At 31.0% G+C, this 11,437-nt stretch carries 9 protein-coding genes; 4 read left to right on the top strand and 5 right to left on the bottom strand.

The genetic code is table 11. The annotated features are described in order from the left end of the window. Positions 1-186 precede the first annotated feature (186 nt). Entirely contained in the window at positions 187-762 is a 576-nt protein-coding gene (locus tag HMPREF9018_RS06385; protein ID WP_008449554.1) for a GNAT family N-acetyltransferase, read from the bottom strand. Positions 763-769: 7 nt separating this feature from the next. Further along, positions 770-3,448: a 3'-5' exonuclease gene (locus HMPREF9018_RS06380; RefSeq protein ID WP_008449550.1), complete on the bottom strand. Its 2,679-nt coding sequence runs from the start codon at positions 3,446-3,448 to the stop codon at positions 770-772. Positions 3,449-3,619: 171 nt separating this feature from the next. On the opposite strand from HMPREF9018_RS06380, the gene HMPREF9018_RS06375 reads away from it, so the two are divergent. After that, positions 3,620-4,168, top strand: coding sequence for a glutathione peroxidase (locus HMPREF9018_RS06375; protein ID WP_008449545.1), 549 nt, complete (start codon positions 3,620-3,622; stop codon positions 4,166-4,168). Positions 4,169-4,471: 303 nt separating this feature from the next. Here the strand turns inward: HMPREF9018_RS06375 and HMPREF9018_RS06370 are convergent, their stop codons facing one another. Together HMPREF9018_RS06370 and HMPREF9018_RS06365 are read right to left on the bottom strand one after the other, a co-directional pair. Then, a complete protein-coding gene (locus tag HMPREF9018_RS06370; protein ID WP_008449549.1) occupies positions 4,472-5,227 on the bottom strand; it encodes a porin family protein in 756 nt (251 codons plus the stop codon). A 25-nt stretch (positions 5,228-5,252) separates the two neighbouring features. After that, positions 5,253-6,392, bottom strand: coding sequence for a PCMD domain-containing protein (locus HMPREF9018_RS06365; RefSeq protein WP_008449556.1), 1,140 nt, complete (start codon positions 6,390-6,392; stop codon positions 5,253-5,255). Positions 6,393-6,716: 324 nt separating this feature from the next. Between HMPREF9018_RS06365 and panB the strand changes: the two genes are divergently transcribed. After that, the gene (panB, locus tag HMPREF9018_RS06360; protein WP_008449547.1) at positions 6,717-7,535 is read left to right on the top strand and encodes a 3-methyl-2-oxobutanoate hydroxymethyltransferase; all 819 of its coding nucleotides are present in this window, start codon (positions 6,717-6,719) and stop codon (positions 7,533-7,535) included. A 73-nt stretch (positions 7,536-7,608) separates the two neighbouring features. Then, positions 7,609-8,784 carry an MFS transporter gene (locus HMPREF9018_RS06355; protein ID WP_008449558.1) on the top strand — a complete coding sequence of 392 codons (1,176 nt, stop codon included), beginning with the start codon at positions 7,609-7,611 and terminating at the stop codon, positions 8,782-8,784. A gap of 27 nt (positions 8,785-8,811) precedes the next feature. Here HMPREF9018_RS06355 and ispE read toward each other — a convergent pair whose 3' ends face one another. After that, positions 8,812-9,654: a 4-(cytidine 5'-diphospho)-2-C-methyl-D-erythritol kinase gene (gene ispE / locus HMPREF9018_RS06350; RefSeq protein ID WP_008449552.1), complete on the bottom strand. Its 843-nt coding sequence runs from the start codon at positions 9,652-9,654 to the stop codon at positions 8,812-8,814. Positions 9,655-9,801: 147 nt separating this feature from the next. Between ispE and dnaB the strand changes: the two genes are divergently transcribed. Then, positions 9,802-11,319, top strand: a complete 1,518-nt coding sequence (gene dnaB / locus HMPREF9018_RS06345; RefSeq protein WP_008449542.1) for a replicative DNA helicase — start codon at positions 9,802-9,804, stop codon at positions 11,317-11,319. The last annotated feature ends 118 nt before the right edge of the window (positions 11,320-11,437 follow it).

Genomic DNA, 11,437 nt, shown 5'->3' with positions numbered 1-11,437 from the left:
TATTTTTTTACTAAGCTTAAGTTTCAGAAGAATAAATAGACCTTATTAAACAAAAAAGGAGTACCGCTGTACTCCAAACATTGTTAACCTTAAATCTAATACTATGAAAAACACGTTGCAAAAGTACATAATTAATTCTTAATATGCAAAAATAATATAGACAAAACAGCTTAATAATAACGTTACTTATTGTTTTTTTGTATAAATTAAGCGCTTCATCTTGTGCCCTCCCCAATTTGTTTTTTCAAAATATTCAAAACCTATCATATAATATAAGTTTTCTGCTTTCGGGTTTCCAGTATCTACAAGTAAGGTAGCAGGAAGTTTTAAGTTAGCTGCTTTATTTATTGCAGCAATAAGTAATTTAGTTGCAATACCTTTCTTTCTCCAAGCCTTATGTACGCAGATAGAATCTATATAAAATTCTCCTGCTTTTGTTTCATAAGGTAAAGAAGAGTAGTCTTTATGGTAAGTTTGGAACATTTCTTCTTCAAATGTTTTTCTTAAAGTGCCAACTAATGCACCTTCATAACATACACAAGCCCCAACAACTTCGTTTTCTTCAGTAATTGCTACAAATGTATTGCGATATGAATATTGCGATAATTCTTTTTCTACAAGTCTTGATAATAATTGATGAAAACTATTTAAAGAATTATTTTCACCTATAAACCACTGGCAACATTCATAATTCATAGCTTCCATTATGAATGAAGCTATTATAAAGGATTGTTCTTTCTTTGCTTGTTCTATTTTAATCATATCAAAATTAGTTAAAATATTTTATAATATCTGCCATAAATGGAGTTATTTCACGTTTGTGGATATTACCGTAACGATCTATTTGTGATAATGCATAAGCTATTATTACACGTTTTTTAGCTCTAGATAGTGCTACGTAAAATTTTCTACTATCTTCTTCATATTCTTTTTTTGTCTTATTATATGCATTTGGATAACGTCCATTAGCAGCATCAAATACTATTACATTATCAAATTCTAACCCTTTTGCTTTATGTATTGTAGTAACATAAATATGTTCTTTAATACTTTTACTATTGCAGAAATCACTTTCTTTCATAGTAGAAATATTCATTATAAAACGTGAAAGTTGCTCTGCGAGGGAATTATTACCAATATCTTTTCCTATAATATCCTTCTTTATATAGCGTAAAACATAATCTAATCGTTCTATATTTTCTATTGTTTTATCTGTAACAAAAGAAACATGTGCATTTGTCAAAGCTGTAATTATAGCAGGTTCTTCTATTTTATCTATAGTATATAAATATTGTTTTGCTTCTCTATAAATAGTTCCATAATAAGCTTTTAACTTATTTATTATTCTAAATACTTGCTTATCTTTTAGAAAGTTTAATTGTTGTGAGACTATAGGCTTAACTCTTTTTGCACAATAATTTATTAAGTTTACTGTAGCCCATACATCATCAATTGCTTGATGGCTATTTACTCCTTCCAACTGAAATTTATCGAGCAAATGCTCTAATTTATAAGACCTTAGTGATGGTTCTAACAGTCGTATTATTTTTAATGAATCGAAATATTTAAAGTTATAATTATTTAGGTTGTCACCGGTATAACGTCTTAAGCAATTGTCAAGTATATGGTAATCATAGTTAATGTTATGCGCCATAAGAATGCTATTGTCTGCAAATTTTAAAAATTCATTTAAGGCCTCTTTTATATTTATCAATTCTCCACTATTAAGTTTTTCATTATAAATTTCATATAACGGATTATCTTTTATACCTAATTTAGGTAAAATAGTTTTATCTGTATATATGTAAAGGTCTAGTGTCTTACCAATCTGCTTCCCATTCCTTATCTTTATAGCAGAAATCTCTATAATATCATCATTAAAAACATCTAACCCAGTTGTTTCTGTGTCAAAAACAACAATATCTTGTTGTTGATAATTAGTAAGAAAATCGTTTAAATAAGTATTTCCCTCATATTCTAATAGATCGACAGGAGAAATAGATAAGGATTTAAGTTTTCTGTTAAATCTTCTTGATAACGAATTACTTGATAAAGCTTTAACACCTTTCATCAATCTTGCCCATGCTATAAAATTATGCTCGTTAGATAAAATTTCTAAATGAGATAATAACAGTTTCATAGATGGCTTATCAAATAAATCTTTTCCTGATACTTTAAAATGGGTTATATCTAATTTAGACATAGCACAACTTATTTTATCTGCATCTAAATTAGAATTAACAATAATGGCAGTTGTAGCTTCAGGGTCTTTTAAAAATATATTTTTTGCTAATATTATAACATCCATTATTTCATCTTCAATAGTATTACTACTGATTATTTTTAAGCTACCAGTTTCTGCTACTGATTTATTATCTGTTATAGGTAGTAAATCTTTGTCTATTTTTAATTGTTTTTCTGCATAGGTATTAAAAACATCTAATAAATATTTTGGCGAGCGATGATTTTGCATGAGATGATGAATGTTACCTTTACAACGTGATTTTAAAAGATTAAGAGTATCTGCTTTTGCTCCCATAAAAGAAAAAATAGCTTGTTGTTCATCTCCTAAAAACATGACTATAGAATTATTTTTTTCAGTCAATAAATCTATAATAGCCAATTGCATACCATTTAGGTCTTGCACCTCATCTACTTGTATCCACTTATAATGTTTATTTTCTTTGTTATTTTTATAAACATCATAGGTGAAAAGTAATAAATCTTCAAAATCAATTAAATGATTTTCTATTTTATAATGCTCATAACAAGATGCTAAATACATTTTACGTAAAAGCATAATTATTTTATATGTAAGAGAGCGATCTAAATCTAAATCATTTATATAATCTAAGAAACTTTCAGCATGCTCATAAATATAAATAATAGATTTATCATTATAAGATATTTGTTGTCTATTACATATATATTTTATCAATTCAATTTCTTCCTTAGATAAACATTCTGGATGTAAAAACACTTCAGAAGGATGGTTATGTCTAATCTGATAAATAAGGTGAGAAAAAAATATTATCTGCTGGTATACCCTATATCGTTGATAATCTCCTATTATTCCTTGATCATCTTCATTTTTATATTCAGCTATAATACTAACAGCTTCCTCTTCATCTATAATAGAAGAGTCTGATGGTACTTTTTTATACTCAAATAAAAACTTTGAGCAAAAATGGTGTACATTACCTACTTGTAAAGTAGAAATATCTTTATTTGGGAATATATTTTTTATTCGTGAAGTCATCTCGCGAGCTGCCCTATTTGTAAAAGTTAAACAAAGCATATCTTCAAAAGCTATGCCTTTGGAAAAGGCATATCGTACTCGCTCTGCCAATATATGAGTTTTCCCACAACCAGGAGGAGCTAACACTAAATGGAACCCCTTATTAGCTTGTATTACTGGTAATTGACTTTCATCTAAATTATTATTCATCAGGATTATAATATTTAAACTTTACCTCACAAAATTACAAAAATAAAGCGATTATATCTTATTAATATTCCATTCTTTATTCTTTTCTTGAATATTTCTTTGTATATTTGTATCGTAGTAAATATAGATGTTAAAAATATAAATATAAAAGAGAAATAAAAAAAGAAAACAATGAGAACAATTTATGATTTTTCTGTAAAAGACAGAAAAGGTAAAAGCGTTTCTTTAAAAGAATATGCTAATGAAGTAGTTTTAATTGTAAATACTGCAATAAAATGTGGTTTCACCCCCACTTACAAAGAACTTGAAAATTTATATGAAAAGTATCATTCAAAAGGATTTGAAGTTCTTGATTTTCCTTGCAATCAATTCGGTAACCAAGCACCCGGTACTGATGATAGTATTCATCAATTTTGCAAATTTACTTACGGCACAAAGTTTTCTCGATTTAAAAAAATAAAAGTAAATGGTGATGGAGCTGATCCTTTGTTTACCTTCTTAAAAGAACAAAAAGGATTTGCGGGTTGGGACGAAACTCACCCCCTTTATCCAATATTAGATGAAATATTATCAAAGGAAGATCCTAACTATAAAGAGAAATCTGATATAAAATGGAATTTTACAAAATTCCTTATAAATAAGAAAGGACAAGTTGTTGCTCGCTTTGAGCCTACTGAGAAATTTGAAAATATAGCTTTGAAAATAGAAGAGTTACTATAAATATAATTATTATATTATCTTCATAGAAATTAATAAAAAAAGTATTGAATAATTATTTATAGTAAATTAAGAGCTTTTTATTTAATAAAAAGGGCTGAATTTATCCATATATAAAATGGTATTCAGCCCTTTTCTTTTTAGTTATTTATTGCATTATCTATTTGTAAGAATCTATATTTGTTTACATTATCAAATTATAAAAAGCTTTCGTATATAGATATTTTTTTATAATCTTACAAAGTCTTTACGCGATTTAAATATTAATATTTTATATCTTAAAGCTATATATATATTATAAAAAAATTATATACGATACCCGACACCTAAATTTAAATAAATAGGGTATAGGTTAAAACTAATTGTTTTAAAATCTTTTTTAAATATATTAGAGAAAGTCCATGTAAAGTCTGCATTAACCCAGATGCGTTTAGCTGCTTTCCACGATCCACCTAACTGTGCTCCACAGTGGAATTTGCTAAGGTTATTGCTAAAGTTATAATCAGCTTTACTATCATTTTCAAATTCTATTTTAGCTCCTATTGGTGTGCTTTCACGTAAATAGCCATCTGAGACGTAACCATCAAATTTACCATATAATCTAATAGACCCAAATATTCCTGCACGTATCTTCCAACTATCTGATATACTATAATTTGCCAATACTGGTATAGTAAGCATAGTCTCGTTATAATTTGTTTTTACGAAACCTGTATAATAACCGCTTATACTTCCTTTCCCCTGAACAATGTCAGTATGATAATTCTTCACTGTTGCTCCAGTTCTCATACCTTTTTTCTCAAGCTTTATACCGATGGAACCTCCCCATTTCTTAGATGTTCCAAACCATCGTGTAATAGTCCCTTCTATAGAGGCATTAAGCTGTGGGCTATAGTCTTCTATTTTTCTAATCTCTTGAGGCATAGGTAAAGGAGCTGATCCACCTATATTAACACCTAATTTTAAATCTATTTCTAAATTATTGTTTGTAACAGTTTGGGCTTTTAAAGAAATTGCATTAATTGTTGCAATTAATATAATTATAAACGATCTATATAGCATAATACTATTTTTGTTAATTTATTATTTACTCTGAAAACAATTGTAATTCATCTACATATAAAGTGCTGCCTACTGCACCTTGGAAAGTAGCACCATCACGACTCGATGACATTATAATAGCCAGACTATACTTACCTTGAGCTAACTTGTCTTTGTTTATCACCTTTCCTTCTTCAGCCTTAAACGGAATAGTAAATTTCACCCATTCACTGCTTTCTTTTCTCTCTGTTAATTCTGCTTTTAGAATAATATTACTGCTTGTCAAAGAATTGGTACCGTCTAAATAAGGAGTTTTTTCTGTTCTTTCAAAGAAGACAGCATATATAGCAAAGTCATCTTTCTTATTTGGTACAGATTTGTTTTTTTTATCTGTATAAACATCGCCAGCTTTATATTTATAATACCCTACAAGCATTTTTGGCATTTTGTAAAAGATTTCTCCAAAGTGAGTAGCAAGAGCACCCTTAAGCATCTGATTTTCATCAAAAGTACCCATAAATAAGTTTCCTGCGGCAATAGGCATACCAAAACCTGCACCAAAAGGACCTGTACTTATTGTCTGTAGCTTCACACATTTACCTTTAAAGCCGTTAGGATCTTGTACTGTAGGATAGTGATTAGGATCTTTATCGTTATTCAGCAATAAAGCTAACTTTGCTCCAGCATTGCCACTTCCCCATGTCATACGTTGCCCTGCATCATTCTGCTCATATAGTATATGAAAAAGATTTACCTCATTTCCTGAAGTGTTTTTTGCTTTTTCCCAATCTAAGTTTTCAAAATGATAATTTGTAGCAATATCGTTAGTTATAAATGCTACTTTATACTCTTTTTTCCACTGTTTATCTTGTGAAGTAACAGTATAGCATTGATCCGTAGAAAAATCGCGAACGGTACCACTAACAGGTTCTATTGTTGCCCCATGGGTAAGTGTAAAGGTAGGTGCTATGTTCGTAACATCATTCCAACCATTAATATAAATCTGCACTTTATCATTTGTTATTATTGGCTGACGTAATATATCTACATTTTTCACCTGCACTGAGATAATATCCGCTTCGGCATTTAAAGCCTCATCACTAATACATGAATCTAATAAAGAAACTCCTAAAAACAAAGTTATAGATACCTTTATGGTATTCTTGCTCATCATCTTTTTTATCATTTTAGAAAATATAAATTCATTGCAAAAATACTAAAAAAGAATTAAATATAATGCTTTTTATCAATATTTTTACAATATATAGTATGTTGCTTAATATGAAAGAATGAAAAAGTTAGGGTTAAGCTACTTTTAGAATAATATTTAAATAAGTATCATTATCATGGCATAGAGTAAAGGATATTATTATTATAACAATGTTTGTACTTGTAATAATATTATGTTAGTTTTGATAAACGATTAAATTAAAGTACCTTTGCAAATAGTTTTAATGATAAAAATCAGATATATTGTACAATATATAAAGAGATATATTAGCTTAATATCATGGGTTATTTAACAACAGATAAAAAAAAGATAACAGTAAAAACCATCCTTGCAATGAAGGGTTCTGGTGAGAAGATATCGCAGCTTACAGCCTACGATTATACGACAGCTTGCATCTTAGATGAGGCTGGAGTAGATAGTATTTTAGTAGGTGACTCCGCATCTAATGTGATGTCTGGTAATATGTTTACTTTACCTATCACCATAGAGGAAATTATTTATCATGCTCGTGCAGTAGCTAAGGGTAGTAAGCATAGTTTAGTAGTATGTGATATGCCATTTGGTAGCTATCAGATTAGCAAAGAAGAAGGTGTGCGAAATGCTATTCGTATAATGAAAGAAACTGGTGTAGATGCTTTAAAGCTGGAAGGTGGTATTGAGATTATAGATACTGTGAAAGGAATTATAGCCGCAGGTATTCCTGTCGAAGGGCATTTAGGGTTAACTCCTCAGAGCGTGAACAAATTTGGAGGTTACGCTTTAAGAGCAAAAGAAGAGGCTGAAGCAGAAAAGTTAATATCAGATGCTAAATGTCTTGATGACGCAGGTGTTTTTGCTATAACTTTAGAAAAGGTGCCAGCAGCTTTAGCTGCAAGGGTTACCAAAGAGGTTAAAGCAGCTACAATAGGTATAGGAGCAGGCAATGCAACAGATGGTCAGGTGCTTGTTTATGCAGATGCTTTGGGTATGTCGGATAAGTTTAAACCTAAATTTTTGCGTCATTTTGCTAATATGAAACAGTGTATGATAGATGGCGTACATGAATATATTAAATGTGTAAAAGACTCTTCTTTTCCTTCAGAGGCAGAGTCTTATTGAAAGAAATGTGCATTGTAGCTTTATTTTTATAGCTATGTTATTATAATTAATAAAAAACAAGATAGTTAGAATAATGGATACTCAAAATACTCTTATGCATATTAGGTTATGGAATAGGCATTTTTGGAGATTAGCTTTGTCTAATTTTTTTTTAGCGATATCTGCTTATATGCTTATACCATCATTGGCTCGATATTTTTCCAGTAAAGGTTATAACAATAATAGCATCGGGTGGGTAATGTTATGTTTTGCTTTAGGAGTTTTTGTGTTAGGTGGCTTTTCTGGTTACCTGATTCAGCGTTTTCGTCGTAATGTTGTATGTATTGTATCTATTTTATTAATGACAGTATGTACAGGAGCTCTTTATTACTTTGAAATACTAAAGAAAGATGCAATAAGCTATAATACATTGTTATTATTACGTTTAGTGCAAGGAGCTTTTTATGGATTGGCTCAAATGGTGTTATTGGGTACATTAGTGATAGATACGGTAGAGGCTTCTCATCGAACAGAGGCAAATTATAGCGTAACGTGGTTTGGTCGTTTAGCTTTGTCTGTTGGTCCTTTAGTTGCATTAATGTTATATAGGCAATTAGATTTTGGTAGTGCTTTCTTAGGCTCTTGTATTAGTGGGTTAATAGCGATGTTGTTGGTTTTATCTGTAAAATTTCCTTTTCGTGCTCCAGAAGAAACTATTCATATATTTTCTTTAGATAGGTTTTTGTTAATACAAGGTGGCTGGCTGTCGGTTACTTTAGTTTGCAGTGCCATGTTAGTAGGTATGGTGTTGTCTGTCTCGCAAACGCCTTTATTTTTTATCTTATTAATGATAGGTTTTTTGTTGGCAGTGTTAGCAGAACGCTTTGCTTTTGCAAATGCAGATCTCAGAAGCGAAGGCGTTACAGGGTTATTATTAATAGGTATGGCTATGTTGCTAATGCTTACTCGTACACAGCATGTGGTCGATCTCATTGCTCCAGCTTTTATAGGTTTAGGTATTGGGCTGATAGGAAGCAGATTTTTATTGTTTTTTATTAAGCTTTCTAAGCATTGTCAGCGTGGAACAAGTCAAACAACTTATCTTTTATCTTGGGAGCTTGGTTTAGGATTAGGCTTGTTCTTTGGTTATAATTTGTTAGATATGCAAAAAGAAATGATATTAGAAATAGGCATAGGCATAACAATTATAATATTATTGTTATATAGGTTTTATGTACATTCTTGGTATGTTCATCATAAAAATAGATAAGAAAAGTCTTTAGGTAAATATATTTACCTAAAGGCTACAATTATAAATAAAATTTCCTTTAAATATTTGTTCTACATTCTTAGGCTTTTTATCAAATATACCAAATATAGTACTTCCACTTCCAGACATTTGTACATAAAGCGCCCCTTCTTCATAGAGCCTCTTTTTAATATCTTTTAGTTCTGTATATTTGGTAAAGAGAGGTTCTTCAAAGTCGTTTTTCAATTCTTCTTTCCAAGTACTTATAGGTTGTGAAATAATGTCTTTGCAACATTTTTTTGGTTGTTGCGGTTTTATGTTTGAATATGCTTCAGCTGTAGATATAGCAATGTCAGGTTTTATAAGTGTAAGGTAACATCCTTTCAAAGCGTTAATTTCTGTTTTTATAGGGGTTAATTCGTTTCCTATTCCTGTAGCAAAGGCAGCTTTAGCATTTATAAAGAAAGCGCAATCAGCACCTAATTTAGCAGCTAATTGCTGCATTTCGTCATTGCTTATTTTTAGCTGAAAGTGTTCGTTTAGCATTTTTATCATATAGGCAGCATCTGCCGAGCCTCCGCCTAATCCTGCTTGTGAGGGTATTTGTTTATAAAGATGAGCATGTATACGTGGCAAGTAGAAGTGTTTTGCCAACAGATTATAAGCTTTAACTACAAGGTTATTTTTATCTTCACAATTATTTAGATATGTCCCTGTTACCTTAATATCACAATTTAGCATAGAAGGGAAATCTTCGTGCATTTTATTTATTTCTATAACATCGTGTAAGGGAACTGGATAAAATATAGTTTCAATGTTATGGTATCCATCTTTTCGCTTGTTTACAATGTTTAAGCCGAGATTTATTTTACAACAAGGGTATGCTATCATTACTTTTTTGCGAATTTTTAAATAGGTTGTTTTATATTAAATCATTTTTTTATTTCCCAAAAGGAATAATCTGTTTCATGCAAAGGTAAGAAAACTTATATGAGGAATATGAGTTTTTCATAGTTTTTTTGTAATTTTGTTGCTTATATGGCAGATAAGAAAATAACCAAAAATATAAAAAAGCATCAGGCTGCACCTATAGATAACTCTTATGGGCATTTGCAACCACAAGCAATAGAGATAGAGCGTGTTGTGATAGGAGCACTGTTAATAGACAAAGATGCTTTTACTGTAGTATCAGAAATAATTCGTCCAGAAACCTTTTATGACCCTCGTCATCAGAAGATGTATGCAGCTATACAGCAGTTAAATTATGATGAGCGTCCTGTTGATATTGTTACCGTACAAGAAGAGTTGCGCCGTCTTGGTACTTTAGACGAAGTTGGGGGTATAGACTATCTGGTAGATATTAGTTCAAAGGTGGCTTCTTCTGCTCATATAGAGTATCATGCACGTATTTTAGCTCAGAAGTTTTTAGCTCGTCAGTTGATAAAATTTGCATCAATGATAGAAACAGATGCTTTCGATGAAACTGTAGATGTTGATGATTTGATGCAAAAGGCAGAAAGAGAGCTTTTTGAGCTTTCACAGAAAAACATGGCACAAGATTTTGTACAGATAGATCCTGTTATAGAGGAAGCGCATAAGATATTGATGCGTGCTTCTGAAAATAAGGGGGGGCTTACTGGTGTGCCTACAGGATATACTAAATTAGATGAAATAACGTCAGGCTGGCAGCAGTCTGATCTTATTATTATAGCAGGGCGTCCTGCCATGGGTAAGACTTCTTTTGCTTTAAGTATAGCTAAGAATATAGCAGTGGATCATAGGCTTCCTGTAGCCTTTTTCTCGTTAGAGATGAATAAGGTTCAGTTAGTAGATCGTTTAATGTCAAATGTTTGTTCCATTCCCGGTAGTAAAATATTAAGTGGGCAGTTAGATGATTCAGAGTGGAAACGTTTTGATGATAAGATACGTTACTTACAAGGAGCCCCTATTTATATGGACGATACTCCGGGCTTATCTATCTTTGAATTGAGAACAAAGGCACGTCGTTTAGTGCGAGAGCACGACATAAAAGTAATCATGATAGATTATTTACAGCTTATGAATGCTAATGGCGCACGGTTTGGTAGTAGGCAAGAAGAGGTTTCTACCATCAGTCGTTCTTTAAAAGGTTTAGCAAAGGAGCTAAATATCCCTATTTTAGCATTGTCTCAGTTAAATCGTTCTACAGAACAGCGTGAAGGATTAGAGGGCAAACGTCCACAGTTATCTGACTTACGTGAGTCTGGTGCTATTGAGCAAGATGCCGATATGGTGTTATTTGTACATCGTCCTGAATATTATCATATATATGCGGACGAGAAAGGACAAGACCTTCATGGCATGGCTCAAATTATTATTGCTAAGCATCGTAAAGGTGCAACAGGAGATGTTTTATTAAGTTTCCGTGGAGAATTTACTCGCTTTGCTAATCCTGAAGATAATGATTATTCTTTGCCTTTACCAACAGATGCTTTAGAAGGAGAAATTATAAGTAGTAGAATGAACAATGACCCTTCTAATGCTTTTACCCCTATTGATGGTGAGGTACCTTATTAAAACTTAATAAAAAATGGCTATCTGTTTTATAATAAATTACTTTTATAGAAAGTAAAAGCCGTCTTTTGTTGAGGGAAAGATTATCTTTTTAAAAGAAAAATAAGTTATTTTTATTGCA

Source organism: Prevotella amnii CRIS 21A-A (genome assembly GCF_000177355.1).
In the GTDB taxonomy this organism is placed as follows: Bacteria; Bacteroidota; Bacteroidia; order Bacteroidales; family Bacteroidaceae; genus Prevotella; species Prevotella amnii.
This window is presented reverse-complemented; position numbering and strand designations above follow the sequence as displayed.

Coding starts and splice junctions, on each gene's coding strand:
- HMPREF9018_RS06380 (WP_008449550.1), bottom strand. CDS start 3,448: ATGAATAATAATTTAGATGAAAGTCAATTACCAGTAATACAAGCTAAT.
- HMPREF9018_RS06375 (WP_008449545.1), top strand. CDS start 3,620: ATGAGAACAATTTATGATTTTTCTGTAAAAGACAGAAAAGGTAAAAGC.
- ispE (WP_008449552.1), bottom strand. CDS start 9,654: ATGATAGCATACCCTTGTTGTAAAATAAATCTCGGCTTAAACATTGTA.
- HMPREF9018_RS06370 (WP_008449549.1), bottom strand. CDS start 5,227: ATGCTATATAGATCGTTTATAATTATATTAATTGCAACAATTAATGCA.
- dnaB (WP_008449542.1), top strand. CDS start 9,802: ATGGCAGATAAGAAAATAACCAAAAATATAAAAAAGCATCAGGCTGCA.
- HMPREF9018_RS06355 (WP_008449558.1), top strand. CDS start 7,609: ATGGATACTCAAAATACTCTTATGCATATTAGGTTATGGAATAGGCAT.
- HMPREF9018_RS06385 (WP_008449554.1), bottom strand. CDS start 762: ATGATTAAAATAGAACAAGCAAAGAAAGAACAATCCTTTATAATAGCT.
- HMPREF9018_RS06365 (WP_008449556.1), bottom strand. CDS start 6,392: ATGATAAAAAAGATGATGAGCAAGAATACCATAAAGGTATCTATAACT.
- panB (WP_008449547.1), top strand. CDS start 6,717: ATGGGTTATTTAACAACAGATAAAAAAAAGATAACAGTAAAAACCATC.